17 protein-coding genes and 1 pseudogene are annotated in these 18,680 nt (G+C 68.8%); 7 read left to right on the forward strand and 11 right to left on the reverse strand.

Annotation, left to right across the window (positions count from 1 at the left end):
- Window positions 1-48 precede the first annotated feature (48 nt).
- The 3 genes and pseudogenes from ACTWQH_RS11550 to ACTWQH_RS11560 form a co-directional block, all read right to left on the reverse strand.
- A pseudogene (locus tag ACTWQH_RS11550) lies at window positions 49-429 on the reverse strand (transposase); the annotation flags it as partial.
- Between the two features lie 10 nt (window positions 430-439).
- On the reverse strand, window positions 440-739 hold the full coding sequence (locus ACTWQH_RS11555) for a Rieske (2Fe-2S) protein (RefSeq protein ID WP_443286354.1): 300 nt from the start codon (window positions 737-739) through the stop codon (window positions 440-442).
- A gap of 82 nt (window positions 740-821) precedes the next feature.
- Window positions 822-1,112: a putative quinol monooxygenase gene (locus ACTWQH_RS11560; protein WP_443286355.1), complete on the reverse strand. Its 291-nt coding sequence runs from the start codon at window positions 1,110-1,112 to the stop codon at window positions 822-824.
- Between the two features lie 161 nt (window positions 1,113-1,273).
- On the opposite strand from ACTWQH_RS11560, the gene ACTWQH_RS11565 reads away from it, so the two are divergent.
- The 3 genes from ACTWQH_RS11565 to ACTWQH_RS11575 are packed head-to-tail and all read left to right on the forward strand — an operon-like array spanning window position 1,274 to window position 3,755.
- A complete protein-coding gene (locus ACTWQH_RS11565; protein WP_443286356.1) occupies window positions 1,274-2,074 on the forward strand; it encodes an alpha/beta fold hydrolase in 801 nt (266 codons plus the stop codon).
- Window positions 2,075-2,085: 11 nt separating this feature from the next.
- A complete protein-coding gene (locus ACTWQH_RS11570; RefSeq protein WP_443286357.1) occupies window positions 2,086-3,258 on the forward strand; it encodes an LLM class flavin-dependent oxidoreductase in 1,173 nt (390 codons plus the stop codon).
- Entirely contained in the window at window positions 3,255-3,755 is a 501-nt protein-coding gene (locus tag ACTWQH_RS11575; RefSeq protein ID WP_443286358.1) for a flavin reductase family protein, read from the forward strand. The genes ACTWQH_RS11570 and ACTWQH_RS11575 overlap by 4 nt, the downstream gene beginning before the upstream one ends.
- A gap of 9 nt (window positions 3,756-3,764) precedes the next feature.
- On the opposite strand, the gene ACTWQH_RS11580 is transcribed toward ACTWQH_RS11575, so the two are convergent.
- From ACTWQH_RS11580 to ACTWQH_RS11600, 5 genes are all read right to left on the reverse strand, one after another.
- The gene (locus tag ACTWQH_RS11580) at window positions 3,765-4,808 is read right to left on the reverse strand and encodes an AraC family transcriptional regulator (RefSeq protein ID WP_443286359.1); all 1,044 of its coding nucleotides are present in this window, start codon (window positions 4,806-4,808) and stop codon (window positions 3,765-3,767) included.
- A 540-nt stretch (window positions 4,809-5,348) separates the two neighbouring features.
- Entirely contained in the window at window positions 5,349-6,404 is a 1,056-nt protein-coding gene (locus ACTWQH_RS11585; RefSeq protein ID WP_443286360.1) for an ABC transporter substrate-binding protein, read from the reverse strand.
- Between the two features lie 59 nt (window positions 6,405-6,463).
- Window positions 6,464-7,234 (reverse strand): ABC transporter permease, encoded by a 771-nt coding sequence (locus ACTWQH_RS11590; RefSeq protein WP_443286361.1) that lies wholly within the window; start codon window positions 7,232-7,234, stop codon window positions 6,464-6,466.
- Window positions 7,231-8,022 (reverse strand): ABC transporter permease, encoded by a 792-nt coding sequence (locus ACTWQH_RS11595; RefSeq protein ID WP_443286362.1) that lies wholly within the window; start codon window positions 8,020-8,022, stop codon window positions 7,231-7,233. The genes ACTWQH_RS11590 and ACTWQH_RS11595 overlap by 4 nt, the downstream gene beginning before the upstream one ends.
- Window positions 8,019-8,927, reverse strand: coding sequence for an ABC transporter ATP-binding protein (locus ACTWQH_RS11600; RefSeq protein ID WP_443286363.1), 909 nt, complete (start codon window positions 8,925-8,927; stop codon window positions 8,019-8,021). The genes ACTWQH_RS11595 and ACTWQH_RS11600 overlap by 4 nt, the downstream gene beginning before the upstream one ends.
- A 152-nt stretch (window positions 8,928-9,079) precedes the next feature.
- Between ACTWQH_RS11600 and ACTWQH_RS11605 the strand changes: the two genes are divergently transcribed.
- The 4 genes from ACTWQH_RS11605 to ACTWQH_RS11620 all read left to right on the forward strand — a co-directional run bounded on the left by ACTWQH_RS11605 (window position 9,080) and on the right by ACTWQH_RS11620 (window position 15,011).
- A complete protein-coding gene (locus ACTWQH_RS11605) occupies window positions 9,080-10,510 on the forward strand; it encodes an NAD-dependent succinate-semialdehyde dehydrogenase (RefSeq protein ID WP_443286364.1) in 1,431 nt (476 codons plus the stop codon).
- A 436-nt stretch (window positions 10,511-10,946) separates the two neighbouring features.
- On the forward strand, window positions 10,947-11,480 hold the full coding sequence (locus ACTWQH_RS11610; RefSeq protein WP_443286365.1) for a hypothetical protein: 534 nt from the start codon (window positions 10,947-10,949) through the stop codon (window positions 11,478-11,480).
- A 59-nt stretch (window positions 11,481-11,539) separates the two neighbouring features.
- A complete protein-coding gene (locus ACTWQH_RS11615) occupies window positions 11,540-12,682 on the forward strand; it encodes a hypothetical protein (RefSeq protein ID WP_443286366.1) in 1,143 nt (380 codons plus the stop codon).
- A 265-nt stretch (window positions 12,683-12,947) separates the two neighbouring features.
- The gene (locus tag ACTWQH_RS11620; RefSeq protein WP_443286367.1) at window positions 12,948-15,011 is read left to right on the forward strand and encodes a glycosyl hydrolase; all 2,064 of its coding nucleotides are present in this window, start codon (window positions 12,948-12,950) and stop codon (window positions 15,009-15,011) included.
- A 38-nt stretch (window positions 15,012-15,049) separates the two neighbouring features.
- Here the strand turns inward: ACTWQH_RS11620 and ACTWQH_RS11625 are convergent, their stop codons facing one another.
- The 3 genes from ACTWQH_RS11625 to ACTWQH_RS11635 all read right to left on the reverse strand — a co-directional run bounded on the left by ACTWQH_RS11625 (window position 15,050) and on the right by ACTWQH_RS11635 (window position 18,434).
- The gene (locus tag ACTWQH_RS11625; protein ID WP_443286368.1) at window positions 15,050-16,084 is read right to left on the reverse strand and encodes a LacI family DNA-binding transcriptional regulator; all 1,035 of its coding nucleotides are present in this window, start codon (window positions 16,082-16,084) and stop codon (window positions 15,050-15,052) included.
- A 185-nt stretch (window positions 16,085-16,269) separates the two neighbouring features.
- The gene (locus ACTWQH_RS11630; RefSeq protein WP_443286369.1) at window positions 16,270-17,376 is read right to left on the reverse strand and encodes a glycosyl hydrolase; all 1,107 of its coding nucleotides are present in this window, start codon (window positions 17,374-17,376) and stop codon (window positions 16,270-16,272) included.
- A gap of 485 nt (window positions 17,377-17,861) precedes the next feature.
- On the reverse strand, window positions 17,862-18,434 hold the full coding sequence (locus ACTWQH_RS11635; protein ID WP_443286370.1) for a TetR/AcrR family transcriptional regulator: 573 nt from the start codon (window positions 18,432-18,434) through the stop codon (window positions 17,862-17,864).
- Between the last annotated feature and the right edge of the window lie 246 nt (window positions 18,435-18,680).

Consider the following 18,680-nt stretch of genomic DNA (forward strand, 5'->3'; position numbering starts at 1 on the left):
CCCGGCCCCGGGGCATGATCAGGCCGCGGGAGCGAGCGAGGCCCGTGTCGACGTCGGCTTCGGGAGTCGGCCGGTGCGGGTGAGCCTCTTGGTCATCAGGGTGATGGCTGCCCACGTGATCAGGGCCTCGGAGTGCTGGGGCAGTCGTTCGTAGTCCCTCGCGTGACGGCGGGCGTGCATGATCCACGCCAGACTCCTCTCCACGACCCAGCGGCGGGGTAGGACGACGAAGCCGACGGCGTCCTTGGAGCGGGAGACGGTCTTGATGGTCAGGCCCAGCCAGCGCTTCGCCCAGGTGACGAGGGCGCCGGCGTATGCGGTGTCGGCCCAGACGATGGTGATCTCCGGGTGCATCAGCCGCAGCCGGAAGAGGACTTCCTTCCCGGCGTCGCGGTCGGTCACGTTGGCGGGGGTGACGCTCCTCATCAGTTGGGGAATCTCAGGTGCTGAAAGCGCCCCCGGCGCCGAAGCCAGAGGTCCGGACGACGGGAGCGGCGGCGGGTTCGTCGACGTGGACCGTGACTTCGCCTTCGGCGTCGATAGTGACCTCGAAGACGGGGAGCGGGTCACAGGTCGGTCCGAGTTGGAGGGATCCGTCGGTGCTGTCGAACACGGCGCCGTGCAAGGGGCACTCCACGAGCCCGTCCTCGTGCACCGGCTGCGCGCCTATCAGGGTGTGCATGTGGGTGCACCAGGCGGACACGGCCCGCACCTCGTCGCCCAGCCGGATCAACAGCACTTGGCGTCGTCGAGCTCCACCAGGCGCGCGTACCCGTCCTCGCACTCGTCCCGGCGCAAACTGGTGGACCGCAGGCCGGCCGTCACGGCGCATCCCGGTAGTAGGCCATTTCCGGCGGACCGCTCAGCAGGGGCTTGAGTCCTTCGCGGAACGCCTCGCCCGCCGGGGACGACAGTGCGCGCTTGGGGGCCTCGGCGTCGGCCCAGTCGATGACCAGGACCACCTCCCGCCCGTCCTTCGGGGCCAGGATGCGGGCCGTCAGCTCCGGCTGCGCGAAGCACGCGTGACCGTCGAGAAACGCGAGCAGCGCGTCCTCCCGGCCGGCCGCGGCCCGCAGGCGGACGATCTCTACATCGTGAAATACCTCAGCCATGTGAACACTGTATTCAGTAGTTAATTTGCGCGGAAGAGTGCCGGAAAAGTCGCTTCGCAAAGCGGATAGGCGGTTTCGCGAAGCGGCTAGCCCTCTCACCCGGGATCCCGTCTACTGTCATCTGTATCCATTAGCCGGCATCACGCAGAGCGAGGAGGAACATGAGCACGACCGCGGAGATTCCACAGCCGCCCGGCGTGACCCATGAGCGGTTGGACCTGGGCGACGACACCGTGTCCCTGCTGCGAGGCGGCTCGGGCGACCCGGTACTGTTCCTGCACAGCGCGGGCGGCGCAGGGACCTGGATGCCGCTCCATGCCAAGCTGGCCGAGGGGTTCGACGTCATCGCGCCCGACCACCCGGGCTTCGCCGGCTCCGGCGACTTCCCCGCGCTGGAGGACGTCCAGGACCTGGCGTTCCACTACGCCGACCTGATCGCGGCACTGGGGCTTTCGTCGGTCACGGTGGTCGGGACCTCGTTCGGCGGGTGGATCGCCGCCGAACTGGCCGCCTACCGTCCCGCACTGGTGGACAAGCTCGTCCTGGTGGACCCGATCGGCCTCTACGTCGAGGGCGCGCCGATCGGCGATCTGTTCGCGATGTCGCCGCAGGAGAAGATGGCCACGCTGGTGGCCGACCCGAGCAAGCTGGCCGGGCTCTTCCCGGACGACCCGGACGTGGACACCGTCCTCGCGCTCGCCCGCAACGAGGCCTCCTTCACCCGGTTCGCGTGGCAGCCGTTCTGCCACGACCCTCGCCTGCCGCGGATGCTGCCCCGGATCACCGCGCCAACGCTGGTGCTGTGGGGGGAGCTGGACGCCCTGGTCCCGGTCGCGCATGGCGAACGGTACGCGGAGCTGATTCCCGGCGCCCGCCTGGAAGTGCTGCCGGGGGTCGGTCATGCCGCGTCCCTCGAATGCCCCGACGAGCTGGCCGCCCGCATCAGCGACTTCGTCGCCTAGGAGCTGATCCCATGCTGTTCAACATGTTCCACCTGATGCCCTACCGGCACCTGGACATGACCTACACCGACACGTACGACTCGGCCTCGCTGATCCTGCCCAACGCCTACTACGACCGTGAGCTGGGCTCGGATCTCTACAACGAATACCTCGACCAGCTCGAGTACGCGGAAAAGCTCGGCTTCGACGCGGTGTGCATCAACGAGCACCACTCGACGGCGTACGGTCTCATGCCCGCGCCGAACGTGATCGCCGCGATGCTCGCGCGCCGCACGGAACGGGTCAAGATCGCCATCCTCGGCAACGCCGCCGCCCTGCGCGACCACCCGCTCCGGGTCGCGGAAGAGGTCGCGATGCTCGACAACATCACCAAGGGCCGCATCATCTCCGGCTTCGTCCGCGGCATCGGCTGGGAGTACTACGCGCAGTCGATCAATCCGCTGCACAGCCGGGAGCGGTTCGAGGAATCCCACGACCTCATCGTCAAGGCATGGAAGAGCCGGGACGTCTTCGAGTGGCACTCCAAGCACTACCACTTCCGTTACGTCAACGTCTGGCCCCAGCCCTACCAGGACCCGCACCCGCCGATCTGGGTGCCCGGCACCGGCAGCCCCGAAACCATGAAGTGGGTCGCGGAGCGTCACTACAACTACATGTCGGTCTACGCCCCCAGCCCGGTCGTCAAGCGCTGGTTCGACGGGTTCCGCAAGGCGGCCGTCCAGTCGGGCTACGAGCCCGCGAAGGAGCAGGTGGGTCTGTCCATCCCGATCTTCGTGGGCAGGACCCACGAGGAGGCGATGGAGAAGGCGCGCCCGCACATCGAGGCGCTCTTCACCAAGCTGATCAAGCTCCGCGCGGAGCTCCGCTTCCCGGCGGGATACCTCTCCCAGGGCGGCCTGCGCGGCCTGCTCACCTCGGGCGCCAAGCAGCTTCCGGACGTGACGTGGGAGGACGTCATCCGCTACAAGTACGCCATCGTCGGCAGCGCGGAGAGCGTCACCGAGCAGCTCGGTGAGATGAGCGATGACATGGGCTTCGGCAACCTCCTGGCCCTGCTCCAGATCGGCACGATGAACAACGAGGAGACCATCGAGAACATGGAGCGCTTCGCCCGCGGTGTCATGCCCAACTTCACCCGGACGGCGCCGGAGGCCGTCCCGGCGGCCTCCGGTGGCCTGAGATGAACCGGCTCGACGCCTCGGCGACGATCCCGCAGGAGCGCTTTCGCGCGGCGATGAGCCGGTTCTGCACCGGTGTCGTGGCGGTGAGCGCGATGGTGGACGACCGTCCGGTCGGGATGACGTGCCAGTCGTTCATCAGCCTCTCGCTCGATCCGCCGCTGGTCGCGTTCGCCCCCGCGCGGACGTCATCGAGCTACCCGTTGCTCCGCCGCGCCGGCCGGTTCACGATCAGCGTCCTGGCGGAGCATCAGGCGGACGTCGCGACCGCTCTCGCCCGCAAGGGCGGCGACAAGTTCGCCAGTATCGGCTGGCACGCCGGAACGTCCGGTGCCCCGGTGATCGACGGCTGCCTGGCCTGGATCGACTGCGGCCTCGAGGCGGAGCACGACGCCGGAGACCATGTGATCGTGGTGGCCCGGGTGCATGCTCTCCGGTATGCCGACGAGGGGACGCCGCTGACGTACTTCCGAGGCGCCTTCAACTCGGTGGGCGCGGCCTAGGGGCGTGTTCTAGCCGGCTCGGTGGGCGCGCGGGTCCGGGACCGTTCGGTGCCCGGACCCGCGCAGCGTCTGTGAGGGCAGTTCCCCGAAGCGGGTGCGGTAGGCCTGGGACATGCGGCCGAGGTGGGAGAAGCCCCATCGGAGGGCGACGTCGGTGACGCTCGTCCCCTCGAACGGGTCGGATCGCAGCAGTTCCTCCCGGATCCGGTCCAGCCGTTGATCACGGATGTAGGCCGAGGGCGTGCAGCCCAGGTCACGCGCGAACCCCGCTTGCAGGGCCCGCACGCTCACACCGACGTGGTCGGCGAGTTCGGGGACCGTCAACGGTGTGCCCAGGTGCTCGCGGACGTACCCCATCGCTTGCCGGACATAGGGTGCGCGAGCGGGCAGGATGTCGTGGCTGAGCTGCGCGGAGTAGTTGTTGGGGTGCCACAACAGGAGCGCGTTGATGACGAGCTCCTCGACTGTGACGGCGCTGGTCATCCCCATGGTCGAGAACTGGTCGCGAACCGCGATCTCGGCCTCGACGAGCTCGAACATCGCGCGCCAGCGCGCACCCGCCGCACCACGAAGATCGATACCCAGAGGCATCCGGATCGGTCCCCGGTGCAGCGGCGCGTCGATGAACCGCTGGAGGCGCTCCTCGACGGTGCGCTTGTCGATGCGCAGGATCAGCTGCGTCGACCCGGACTCCCACCGCATCCGCAATGGTTCCCCCGGCGAGGGGACGGACGGCCTGGTCGGGGACGAAACGATGCTCTGGTCCCCGCAATCGATGCGCGCCTCACCACGCATCGGCAACTGGATGCAGAAGCAGTTCGCCTCGCCGAGAGCGGTGATCTCGACGTCCGCGCCCCAGCCGAGATGGAGGAGCGTCACGGCGCCGACCTTCGCGGCGTGCAGCCGGACGTCGATCTTCCTTGGATCCCCGAGTACATCGACGGTGTGCGGGTTGACCACCGCGCTGGTGGCCGCGAGGGCGCGGTCCACATCGCGCCCGACGAAGACGGGATGTGGACTCAGCGCAGCGGGCACATCCGCAATACCCAGCATCTCCGTCCTACTCTTCGTGCAACTCCTTGGACGACATGGTCGAAGCCAGCCCTGTTGCGGCTCGCCGTCACCGAGGCCTGGCCGGTTGTCAACAACGCGGTTAGCTGTTTATCGTCGACGCCACGCGCACGTTTTGTCTAGCCTGATTCGCCACCGGCCTCCAGGGCCGTCCAGATCGCCGACGGGGTGAGCGGCAGGCGGTCGACCGCCCACAGACGACACCCAGTTCGCCGCGTCGTTGACCGCGTGCAAGGTCGCCTCAAGTGCCGTTGCCTGCACGGCATCCGGCGTCAGCTTGACCTGCACCACCAGCTTCACGCCCACACCGTAACCACAGGCACTGACAACGCCCACCGACCAGGCAGTTCGCAAGCGATGCGGCGACGCTCCGCGTCGCCGAGGTCAAGGATGCGATTCCTCCCGGGCGTGAACGCCCGGGGTTCCTTGCAAGAACAGGATGAACTTCGGCGCGGCTCATGCCGCCAGGCCGTCGGCCTGGGGGCATGAACCGCGTGAGGCGGAGGCGTGAGGCGGAGGCCGTCACCGCGCGGGCGAGCCTGCGGCCCGGAGGGGCTCGGTGTCGATGATCGACCTGACGTCTATGTCCTCGGGCACCTGCCCGACGTCCTGAAGCTTGCGTGCCCCGTCGGTCAGGTAGTCCATGTCGATCGACAGCGGCTCCACGGTCTCGCCCTCCGGCGTGACCGACATGTAGTTCAGGACTTCGTCGACGTCCGTGTCGATCGCGCTCGTACTCCACACCCCGGCCGGCGCGTACTCGGCGACGATCCTCTTCGCCTCGTCCGGGTTCTCGGCCGCGGCCTCCCATCCGGCCCGCTGCGCGCGCAACGTGCACGCCACCGCGTTGCCGTGGGCGCGAAGGAACTCGTTGTTCGCGTAGATGCCCGCGTCAGGCAGGCCCGCACCGTACTCGTTCGGGTCGAGAACGTTCACGTCCTCGGGGTAGGACACACCCTGCTCCTCGAGCATCGGGATGTGCGCGTAGGTGCGGAGCGGGAAGACGTCGACCTTTCTGTCCATGAAGTCGCTGACGTCGAAGGCAATTTGCTTGATCTGGACGTCGTCGCGGGAGAGACCTGCTTCTCCGAGCATGACCGCCATCTCGGGCGTGACGTTGCCGGCCCGCTGAATGCCGACGGACCTGCCGCGCAGGTCCTCGGGGCCGGACAGCGGCACGTCCTTCCAGCTGATGTAGCGCAGCGGGTTCTGCTGGGCCTGCTGGGCCACCAGCGAGATCTCCGCGTTGTTGGCGGTGGCGTTCAGGGCATCGGCGAGCGTTATCTCGGCGAGGTCCACGTTGCCCTGTGCCACCTGCAGCGTCGGGTTCACAACAGGGCCTCCCTCCTTCATCTCCATGTCGACGCCCTCGTCCTCGAAGAACCCCTTGTCGTAGGCGACCAGGAATCCGGCGTGCTGGGGATTGGCGATGAAGCTCAGCTGGTAGGTGACCTTCTCATCGGTGCATTGCGCGGACACGGACGCGGCTGCTCCGCCGGTGTCACCGCCGACCAGGCCGCAGGCGGCCGTCGTCATCAACGCGGCCAGCGCCGCGGTGAGGTGTCTCTTCCTGTACATGGGGTGGTGCTCCTTCGCAAGGGACGGGCCGGGGCCCTACAGCGGAATGCGGGTCCGGATCAGCCGCGTTTGAACGCCCACGGCGCGACGAGTCGTTCGAAGAGCAGCAGAGAGGCGTATCCGGTGACGCCCGAGAGCCCGAGGATGGCCACGGCCCCCCAGGCACCGGGTGCGTCGAACCGCTGGAGGGCGTCGTGTATGTGGTAGCCGAGCCCGTCGGCGGAGCGGAGGATCTCGCACACCACCGTGCCGATGAGGGCCAGGACGACCGAGTAGCGCAGCGAGGTGAAAACGTGCGGCAGGGCGAGCGGCAGCCGGAAGAACCGGAAGACCTGCGACCAGGAGGCATCGCAGGATCGCGCCAGGTCCATGGCGGCCGGTTGGATGCCGGTCAGCCCGCGGAAGGCGTAGACGAGCATCTGCGGGAACACCATGATGACGACGGTCGTTGCCTTGAACCATGTGTGGGAGTCGATCCAGAGCGCGACCAGCGGCGCCAGCGCGATGATCGGCAGCGACTGGAACGCCGCGAAGAAGCCCCCGACCGGGCCGGCGACTCGGGGCGGCAGGAAGAGCAGGGCGAGCGCCAGGGCGAAGCCGAGGAGGTTGCCGAGGGCCCATCCGGCGCCGACGGCACGGAACGTTTCGACGAAGGCGACCCCGAGATCACCGCGGGTCTCCATCATCGCCTCGGCGATCTGGTCAGGCAGTGGGACCGCGTACTCGGGCAGTGCGAAGACCGCGTTGAAGAAGGAGACCTGCCAGAGCGTGAAGAAGACCACCAGGAAGGCGCCGGGCGCGACCACGGACCGGATGCGTGCGGCGCTCATGACGCCGCCCTCCGCAGGCCGGGCTGCCACGGGGCCAGCACCCGCTCGGCGACGACCACCACCTGAGTGAGCAGGAACCCGAGAGCCAGCAGGATCAGCATCGCTCCCCACACGATCATCGCTCCGCTGGATCCGATCGTGAGCGCGGCGACCATCAGATACCCCAGACCGGACTGTGCGCCGGTGAAGTCGACCAGGATCGAGCCGACCAGGCTCAGCGGGGCCGCGACGCGCAGACCGCTGAAGAGCATCGACACGGCCGAGGGGAACTGGAGCCGGAGGAACAGGTCGAGCCGGCTCGCGCGATAGCTGGCCATCAGCTCATAGGACTCCTTGGGCGCCGACTTCAGCCCGCGCACGGCGGCGATGGTCACCGAGAAGAAGGTGATGAAAGCCGAGATGAAGATCCGGGTCGCGTCGTCGTTGACGAAGAGCTTCTGCGCTATCGGGACCAGCGCGATCATGGGGATCATCTGAGCTGCCAGCAACAGCGGGACCAGGGCGGCCTCGATCCAGGCCGCCTGGACCATCACCACGCTCAACGCGAGCCCCACCAGCGAGCCGATCACGAACCCGACGATCGCCTGCTTGAGGGTGATCCAGGTCGCCTCGAGGAGCGCGGCCCGCTCCTCGACGAAGAGCTCTGCGAGTTGGTGCGGGTAGGGCAGCTTGGCCGCCGCGACGGGACCGCCACCGGACTGGACCATCCAGGCGGCCGCGTACCACAGTCCGAGGACGGCCGCGCACACCAGGACAACGAGCGCGGCGCCACGCAGCCGCGCCGTCACCGCTCCTCCTGGGAGAAGATCAGCCGCCTGATCTCGCCGACCGTCGCGCCGAAGGCGGCCAGCTGCCGCGTCTCGTCCGTGCGCGGACGCGGAAGGTCCACGTCGATCACCTTCATCACACGCCCCGGCCGGGCGCTCATCACCACCACGCGGTCCGACAGCAGGGCAGCCTCGGAGATGGAGTGCGTGACGAAGACGACCGTCGACTTCGAACTCCTCGCCCAGATGGACAGGAGCTCGGTCTGCATCCGCTCTCTCGTCATCATGTCGAGCGCGCCGAACGGCTCGTCCATGAGCAGAATCGGCGGGGCGAAGGTCAGGGCCCGGGCGATTGCCACGCGTTGCTGCATGCCGCCCGACAGCTCCCACGGACGCCGCTTCGCGAAGTCGCTCAGGCCGACGAGGTCCAGCAGTTCCTGCGCGCGCTCCCGCCGCCTCGCCTTGGACCACCTCATGATCTGCAGCGGCAGCGCCACGTTCTCCTCGACGGTGCGCCAGTCGAAGAGGACCGGTTGCTGGAAGACGATGCCGAAGTCACGGAGCCGGCGGCGCTGCTCCGGCGACTGGCCCCCCACTTCCACCTGCCCGCCGCTCGGCTTGTCGAGGCCGGCGATGAGCCGCAACATCGTGGACTTGCCACAGCCCGACGGGCCAAGGAGGGAGACGAAGCTGCCTTCCTCGACGCGGAACGAGACGTCGTCGAGCGCGGTGACGCGGGACGCGCCGCGCCCGAACTCCTTGGACACGGCAGCCACGTCGATCGAGGAGCCCCTCTGCGCTGGCGCCTTCTCGGGTCCGTCCAGGACCGTCTTGGTCATGCTGAACCGCCACCTTCCGTTCGAATGTAGTCTGTATTCAGTTTTCAGTTGACGCAACCCCCACGTGCGCCGGTTCGACAAGGCCACCACCGCACGACAGGACGGCCGACGTCACTGCGGCTCCTGCCAGCAGTGCGAGCACTCCCGGACCCCTCCGCCCGCGCCGCAACCAACGCGCTGAACCCATCTTGATATACTGTAGACAGTTGCCACAATACCCCTTGCGTGAGGAGCTTCCCTTGCCCACACCGCCGCTGTCCGATCTGTTCATCAACGGCACGTGGCAACCGGCATCAGAGCGGTTCGACGTACGCGACCCCGCCACCGACACGGTGCTCGCCGCGGTCGCCGACGCCGACGTGCCGACCGGCCTGACCGCCGTCACCGCGGCCCACGACGCCCTGCCGGCCTGGGCGGCGACCCCACCCCGCGAACGCGCCGAGATCCTTCGCCGCGCCTGGGAGATCATGACCGCCGAATCGGCGGCCATCACGCGCACCATCGTGTCGGAAAACGGCAAGGCGTGGGCCGACGCGGCCGGTGAGACCGCCTACGCGACCGAGTTCTTCCGCTGGTTCTCCGAGGAGGCGGCCCGCATCGCGGGGGACTTCCGCCGTGCACCGGCCGGCGACAAGACGATCGTGCTGGACCACCGGCCGATCGGCGTGTGTGTGCTGATCACCCCGTGGAACTTCCCCGCCGCGATGGCCACCCGCAAGATCGCCCCTGCCCTGGCCGCAGGCTGCACCGCGATCCTCAAACCCGCCTCGGAGACGCCCCTCACCGCGCTGCTGATCGCCGGCATTCTGCAGCGGGCCGGCGTCCCGGACGGTGTGGTCAACGTGGTCACCACCAGCAGGGCCGGCGAGCTCACCAAGGCGATGCTGGCGGACGAGCGCGTCCACAAGCTCTCCTTCACCGGCTCCACGGCGGTGGGACGCCTCCTGCTGCACGAGGCCGCGGACCGGATCGTCTCCGCGTCGATGGAACTCGGCGGCAACGCGCCGTTCCTTGTCCTCGAAGGCACCGACGTGGACACCGCGGTCGAGGTCGCCATGGTCGCCAAGATGCGCAACGGCGGCGCCGCCTGCACGGCCGCCAACCGCTTCTATGTCCATGCATCCCTGGCCGCCGCGTTCTCCTCGGCCCTGACGAGGGCGTTGGAGAAGATCCGTATCGGCCCGGGCAGCGATCGCGTGAACGATCTCGGTGCGATGGTCAGCACGGTTGAACGAGACAAGATCGCCGACCTCGTCCGGACTGCCGAGGCCGAAGGCGCCGTCGTCAACACCGCGGGCGAGGCACCGGACCGCGGCGCCTTCATCGCCCCCGCGGTGCTGGCCGGCGTCGCACACGGCACCACGATCACGCGAACCGAGGTCTTCGGCCCCGTGGCACCGATCGTCGCCTTCGAGGACGAAGCCGACGCCGTCCGCATGGCCAACGACACCGAGTACGGCCTCATCTCGTACGTCGTCGGCGGCACCGTCGAGGACGCGATGCGCGTGGGCCGGCAGATGGACTCCGGCATGGTCGCGATCAACCGGGGCGTCGCATCCGATCCCGCCGCGCCGTTCGGCGGCACCAAGCAGTCCGGCCTCGGCCGGGAGGGTGGCTTCCACGGCATCCACGAGTTTCTCGAACCGCAGTATCTCGCCGTCGGGTTGTGACACGGCGAGCGAAGGGGGCCGGCACGCGACGGCTGGCTCCGCGAGGCGATCGAGGGCAGCGTCCGGCGCTCCGCCCTGCACGATGCGCCCTTCCACAGTGGCCACGACGGCCACCGGACGACCGACACGCACCCTCACGTGGCCATGCCCGCCGCCCTGCTCGAGCAGGGACGGACTGCGGGGCTGGCACCTCCACCTGTCCCGTCAAGACCCCCTGACGAAATGATCTTCGAGGCGGCTGGATCATTGCGGGACTGGTGATCCGCCGATGCCAGACCACGGCTCTCCGCAGGATTCCTCGGTGGTGCTCGCCGGGTCGGCGTCGGCGGCGAGCGGCCCCCTCACCGCACGCCTATTGCCCATTCACGTCAACGAATGTATACAGTAGCCACCGTCTGAAAGTGAGTCTTGCAGCGATGTGAGGAGGGTGCGGCCCATGGGCGACAACGTGCGCCCGATTCCGTCCAGCGAGGCGATCACCTGGGTCATCGTTCTCGCAGTGACCATCGCACTCGTGACCCGTGAGGTCGGCCCGTCGGTCGCCGGGGTGATGGGCGCGGTGGCCCCTGTCATCGCCACGCCGGCCACGCTCACCGGCCGACGCCCGTTCTACCGGCCTCGACTCCCAGGTCGCCTCGGCCCCCAGCGCCCATCCGGACGCCAACGCGATACCGCCGATCCTGGCCACCATGAGTCCGTTCGTCGTGCCGGCGGTGCGGCGGGCCAACGCCGCCGACCGCATCACCGTCTACTCGACCAGCGGGTCCGATGCCGCAGGAAGGACGATGAAGTACCGCACGGTCCTCTGAACCAGGCCATGCGCGGAATGCTCCGGCTCGAACCGGGCAACCCGGTGGCCCCGACCCGCTTCGTCACTCCGGCTCTGGTCAAGCAGGCCGGCACGAGCCAGCAGGCCCTGTACGGCACCGCCTGCCAATCCGGCTTCAAGAAGCAGTGGGGCATCGGCTGACCCCCCGCCCCGATCGTCATGTCCGATGCCCAACACGGGCTGTATCCCTCGAAGGAGTCGTGATGACAACCAACCCTTACGCATCGTCGCCGTTCAGCTACACAGCCGAACCGACCGCCGCACCGAACTCGATCGTTGAGCTCATGCCCGGCGCCCGCAACCTCGTCCACTACGCACAAGTAGCCCCCGGCGAGCGAGTCCTGCTGCTCATGGAGCACACCGTCGATCCCGTCGTGGTCCAAGCGATCGCCGCAGCGGCGGCGTACCGGGACGCGGAGGTCAGCATTCTCTCCGTCTCCCCCTTCAGCGCCGGGGGCTGGGACGCAGACGAGTCCCGCCTGATCGAGTCCGCGGCGCACGGAGCGGCCGACGTCGTCATCGCCGGAACCTGGTGGGGAGAAGTGCACACCGCTCCCCTGTTCTTCAGCGAGGTCGCCGCCAAGGGAATCCGCTTCACGTCACTGCACATGGCGGCAACGGCGACAGCCATGCTGACCGGCGCCCGGTTCCCCGCCGAGGTGCATTACGCCCTCGTGCGACGGGCCTTGAGCCAGCTCAACACGGCCAGCACGATCCGGGTGACCTCGGCACAGGGCACCGACGTCACCTTCTCCGCACCTGTCTTCACCCAGGACGAGGGCCCGTTGAAGCCGGGCGACTGGCGCCCGTTCCCGTACGGGGGCACAAACTTCTACCCCGGCAACACCGAAGGGGTGATCGCCGTTGAGGACTCGGCAGTCACCGGCGTGCCGGAGGAGCCGCTGCGGATCACCTTGGAAGGCGGCATCGTCAGCAAGATCGAGGGTGGCATCGCCGCAGAGCAGCTCCGCCGCTATGCGCCAGGCGGCTACTACATGCGTCACGCACTCATGGGCCTGAACCCGAAGGTCCGGGTGGCCGGGGGCACACAGTTCGAGCGCGAGAAGCACGCCGGCGCCTTCTACTGCGGCATCGACGGACTCAACCCCGAAGGCCAGGCCGATCCCTCGGGTCCCGGATTCGCACACTGCGACATCCAGGTCGACCGCCCTACCGTCCACGTGGACGGCGAGCTGTGGATCGACCGCGGCCGGCTACTGCTCCTGGACGCCCCCGAGATCCGGGAAGTCGCCGCGCAGTTCGGACCCGCGGAGGTGATTCTGGACGACAACCCGGGCATCATCCTGCCCCGCCGCTATACCGGAGCGGCCACGTCCCGCTGAGGCAGCGGCCTGCGGCTCGTTGACAGACCACCAAACAATGCTGGTGCAAGCGTCTGGCCGCAGGATCCTGGTCCGATGACCGGGACGCGGCCAGGCGGCCCACAGCCAGGGCGAGGTCGCCTTCGCCGCCAAAGGCGACCTCGCCCGAGACTCGCCATGGTCTTGCAACGTTGAAATAGCTCCTGCCAAGTTACTTCACTGATCTAAGTATGTCCCCTATAGTCCGTCTCCCACCACCACTCAACTCCACAGGCAGGAGAGGCGTATGAAGAAACCACGAAGAGCCGCAGGGCTTGGTGGGCGGCTGACCGCCGTAGCGGCGGTCGGCACCCTGGCGGTCGGCCTGCTCGCCACGCTCACCGCGACAGCGGCACCGGCCGCTCCGGGGGAACCGCGGCCCCAGACCCGCACGGTGGAGATCGCCGACCCGCAGGCGACGGCCGAGACCCGCTCTCTCCTCTCCTACCTGCGGGATCAGCGGGGGAACGGCGTCCTCTTCGGTCACCAGCAGACCACCGAGTTCGGTGTCACGATCGGTGAGGCCGACGGCGTCAGGTCCGACGTGCTGGCCGGCGTCGGCGACCACCCGGCGGTGTTCGGCTGGGACATGAGCGACGAGGGCTACGGGTCCTCACCCGGCGCACCGGAGGAGAAGTTCGCCACCTTCGTGGAGCTGATCCAGGACGCGCACCGCATCGGTGGGATCAACACCATCAGCGCGCACATGAACAACTTCGTCACCGGCGGCAACTACGGCGACACCGGGGGCGACGTCGTCGAGCGCATCCTGCCAGGAGGCGACCACAACGACGAGTTCACCGCCTACCTCGACCGCGTCGCACGGCTCGCCCACGCCATCACGGACGACGAAGGCGATCCCATCCCGGTCATCTTCCGCCCGTTCCACGAGAACAGCGGCTCGTGGTTCTGGTGGGGCGCCGCCCACGCCTCGCCCTCGCAGTACATCGAGCTGTGGCGCTACACGGTCGAGTACCTGCGCGACACCAAGGACGTGCACAACTTCCTCTACGCCTACGGACCCGGCGGCGGCTACGGCGGCGTCGACGACGTCTACATGCGCACGTACCCGGGGGACAACTTCGTCGACATCCTCGGCTACGACAACTACGACGGCACCGACGGCTCGCGGCAGTGGCTGAACGGCGTGGTCGCCGACCTCGGCATGATCGCCCGGATAGCCGAGGAGCGCGGCAAGGTCTCCGCCTTCACCGAGTTCGGCGAGAGCGGCGCCCTGAAGCCCAACGGCCAGAACGGCAACCTCCAGTGGTACACCCAGGTCCTGGACGCCATCACCGCCGACCCGGACGCCTCGCGCAGCGCGTACATGATGACCTGGGCCAACTTCGGTACCGACCAGTACTTCGTCCCCTATCCGGCGCACGACGGCGTGGCCGAGCACGAACTCCTGCCGGACTTCCGGGACTTCGAGGCGGACCCGGACTCGGTCTTCAGCTCCGGCCTGGACCTGCGGGACGTCTTCGACCGGCGGGTACGCGCCGAGCGGCATGAGCCGTTCCTGCACGTGGTGTCACCCACCGACGGCGAGCGCGTCACCACACCGGCCGCCACCGTCCGGGCCCGCGTCTCCGACGCCCGGCCGCGGCAGGTGTACTACACGCTCGGCGACGACCCCACGCGGCACCGGCTGCGGCTCGACGGCGCGACCGGATACTACACCGGCACCTGGGACATCGGCGAGGAGAACCTCGACAACACCGTCACCGAGCTGCGCGTCCGCGCCGTCGTGCCCGGCCACCGGACACTCGGGGTCGACTACCGCGTCATCCTCGGTGAGAAGCCGCCGCTGCCCCCGGGCGTCGTGGACGACTTCGAGGGCCATGTCGACGACACCGCGCTGCGCTCCGAGTACAGCCCCTACGGCGCCAACACGATCTCCCTCTCCCACGACCCGGTCGGGACGGGCGAGAACGCGCTGCGCTTCGACTACGACTTCGGCTTCCAGGACTACACCGGCATCGGCAGACGCCTGGAGGGCGACTGGTCCGCGTTCGACACCTTCTCGCTGTGGCTCAAGCCGGACGGCTCCCAGCACAAGCTGGTGCTTCAGCTCGTCGCCGGCGGCGTCGCGTACGAGGCCTACCCGTCCATGGCCGGCAGCGAGGGCGGCACCGTGACGATTCCCTTCGCCGACTTCCGTCCCGCCCCCTGGGACACCGCCAACGCCGACCGGCGCATCACCCCGGAGGACCTCGCCGACCTCTCCCAGTTCAACATCTTCATCAACCAGGCGGAGAGCGGTACCACCACCGACGGCAGCTTCTACGTGGACGACCTGCGCGCCAGCTGAGGGGAGCGCGCGCAGGCCGCCGGCGGCGGCCGGCCTCCTCACGCCTGCGGCGCCCGCGTGGAGTCGCGGATGACCAACTCGGGCTTGAAGAGCATCTGCTGATGCGTGTGAGCGGAGCGGTACTCGGAGAGCAGCAGGTCCGCGGCGGCGTGCCCGAGCTGATAGGTGGGCTGTCGGACGGTGGTCAGGCTCGGGGACAGTTCGGCCGCGAAGTCCACGTCGTCATAGCCGACGAGGGACATCTCCGAGGGCACGCGGATGCCGTGCTGCCGCAGGCCCCGCAGGAGCGCCAGCGCGGTGTGGTCGTTGAAACAGATGACACCCGTGGGGCGCTCCTCGCATGCCAGGAGGCCGGCCATCGCCTGGGAGGCGACGGCGTCGGTGGTTGCCGGCGTGACGTGCACCTCCGTCAGGGCGGTGGCCGGTTCCAGGCCGGCGGACCGCAGGGCCTTGTCGATGCCCTTGGCACGGTCACTGATGCTGGGCACGGTCTTCTCCGCGCGTATGTAGGCCAGCCGCCGGTGGCCGAGGCCGAGCAGGTGCCGAGCGGCCAGCTCGCCGCCCGCGACGTTGTCGACGCTGGCCGCGCAGAGGTCGGTGTGGTCGCGTTCGCGGTCCAGCAGCACGACGGGGGTGCCGCGGCCGCGCACCGTCAGCAGGCGTTCCAGTCCGACGCTCACGGGGCTGACCATGATGCCGCCGACGTCCTGTTCCTGGAGGATTTGCAGGTAGCGGGCCTCGCGCTCACTCTGCGCGTCCGTGCTGCACTGGACCAGGACGCATCCGGCTTCGGCCAGGCGGTCCTCCATGCCACGGGCCAGCGCCGCGTAGAAGGGATTGGCGGAGTTGGGCACGATGCAGCCGATCACCCGGCTGCGGGCACCGCGGAGTTGCCTGGCCGCGCTGTTGCGCACGTAGCCGACCTGGTCCATCGCCTCCTCGACCCGCCGCCGGGTGGACGCGAGCACGCGGTGCGGGTTGTTCAGCACGTTGCTGACGGTGGACATCGATACGCCCGCTGCCGCGGCGACCTGCCGGATGCTGGCCCGGCGGATACCCTCGCCCGCCTGCACTGGATCTCTCCTCCTCGCCCTCCGCCGCAGGTGTGGCACGCGGCAGCGCGATCAGCTTAGCCGACGGTGGGCACGGTTCCCCCCGACCACGAGGGCCGCGGCCCGCCCGCCCGGCCCGGCGCGGTGGCCCGTGTGCGGCCCCCTGCCCGGCTCGGGGCAGGGGGCCGCAGTACGCCCGGAGGCGGTCAGCCGAAGTCGGGCAGCTCGTCTCGGGTGATGACGTAGTCGTGGTCGTAGACCGCGCGCAGATGGTCGACCGAGTTGCTCTGGGTGAGGTGGGTGTCGTTCCAGGTGTGGAACCACAGCCACCGGGTGCCGGTCTCCTGGAGCAGGTCGGGGTCGGGGATGGGCCCGTTCTCGTGCAGGGCGATGGGAAGGCTTTCGCCGACGATGTCGCGGACCGAGGTGTAGAGGCCGCTGAGCGGGTCGTAGTTCTGCGGGCTGTTGTAGGTGTCGGCGCCGGCGATGTCGACGTACTCCTCGCCCGGGTAGAAGGAGGAGTCCGGCTCACCGTTCGCACCGAACATCCAGAGCAGGTTGTCCAGGCCCTTGGCGTTGGTCAGGTAGTCGTAGGTGTAGCGCCACAGCCGCTGGTACTGGTCGCCGCCTTCCTTGCTCCACCAGAACCAGGTGCCGCCCGCCTCGTGGAAGGGCCGGAAGATGACGGCAGCTCCGGCGTCCTCCATGAGCTGGAGGTTGGCGGCGGTCGCGTCCAGGCGTTGCAGGAAGGAGTCGTTCTCGGCCGTGCCGGGGGTGAGGACGGCGTCGATGGGGACCGCCATCTGGGTGCCCTCGTACGTGTCGGGATGGGTCGGCGCCCCCATGTGGTAGGCGACGTCGACGATGCCGCCGGCGTTCCACCACTCGAGGGCGCGGCCCACGTAGTCGCTGGTGGCCTGGTCCATGCCGCGGATGGCGGGCAGCTTGCCGGCGTTGTCCAGGATGTAGTCCATCTCGTACTCCGGGCCGCCCACCCAGGTGGACTCCTGTTGGCCGGAGAGGATGTGGTTGCCGTACTGCGAGTAGAGGTAGCACAGCAGGTCGCGCGCCTGGGGCGTCGCGTTGGGGTTGACCGGCTCGGCGCACTGGCGCGGCTGGGCGGGAGCGGCGGTGCCGGTGGGCGCGCCCGGCGGGGCGGCCGGGTCGGCACCGGCAGGGGCGCCGAGCAGTCCCAGCACCAGCGCACCGGCCAGGGCCCCGGCACCGACGAGGGTCCGCCGCAGCGAGCGGCGCCCGCCCGGCGGGCCGTCGTGCCGGATGCCCGGCGCGGTCCGTTCGAGGAGGAAACGCATCTTCTTCTCCGTCCCGTGAGGAGAGTGGACTGACGTGGACTCCGTCCAGGGGCGGGCACGGCGGATCCGCCGCCCGGTGCGGCGCCTTGTTGCAACGTCGCAATCCCCACTTCAACTTAGGGAGCTGGCATGGGCATGGCAACCCCTCGACGGGGCGACCGCGACGTCGTCAGGCAGGGGACGCTTTCTGGCAGGTCGCGGCAGCGAGGCGGCCCGGAGCGCATGCGCAAGTACCGGGCGCTGGGCCGATCGGGCGAGGCCGGCATGGGTGTCGTCCACCCCGGGTGCTCGCCGGGCGGTCGGCTGGTCGCGATCAAGGTCGTGCTGCTGTGGCTCGCCCAGGATGACTTCCTACGGGCCCGCTTCCGTCGCGAGGTCGTGGCCGCGCGGGACGGTGGGCGCCAGGGCCGCCTTGTGGACGCCCGGACCGCCGCCTGCGGCTATCCGAAGGTCCTGCCAGTTCACAGACTGTCCACTGCCCGGCTTCAGCCGCGGGCCCAGCCCTGGAGAGCGCCGTAGTACGCCGCGGTCATGTGACTGATCGCCGCTTCTTCGGTCAGCCCGGTGTTGATCAGGTCGAGGATCTCGCGGGGGTCGAACATGGCGTTGTACAGGAACAGCGCGTGATCAAAATGTTCGTCTGGCACGCCAAGGTGCCGCATCACGGTGCGGATGGGGCGCTCCCAGGTGTCCCGGACCGGGGTGATCACCTCGTCGTTCTCGCGCAGGCGGGTGAGGAACCCTGTGCGTGATCGGATGTGGACCATGGCGGGACCGTAGCTACGGACCAGGCGAGCCCATTCCCGGACAACATCCTCGAACAGGGCCGGGCCCGTCTTCGGGCAGTCGTGGCTGTAGTCGCGCAGCTTGACGATGACCCCGAGCAGGTAGGCGTTGAGCAGCTCATCGAGTGACGGGAAGTAGCGGTAGGCCGTGGCCACCGATAGGTTGGCCCGTTCCGCTATGACTGCCATGGTTGCCGCACTGGGCTCCGCCCTGAGGGTTTCCCCGGCAGCCTCCAGGAGCTTGCGCCGGTTGCGGATCGCGTCGCGTCGCATGCCGCGTCCGGTGCCTTGTTCCTCGTCCTTGACCGTCAGGGGAACCTCCCGGGCGCCTGTGTGGAAAGAGTCGTCTCTCAGGTCTGGGGAAAGATAGTCCGGCCCCTTCGGGCACTCTAACGCCCCGGTCCTGCCCTGCGCTGCGGGCAGTGCGCGAACCCCTAGGCGACCACCGGCGTCCTGGTGCGGCTGCGCATGCTGTCCATGCGCCAGAGAACTAAGACATATCTCTCAATTCTTCGTGGG

This window comes from Streptomyces sp. 6N223, from assembly GCF_052246635.1.
Classification (GTDB): domain Bacteria; phylum Actinomycetota; class Actinomycetes; order Streptomycetales; family Streptomycetaceae; genus Streptomyces.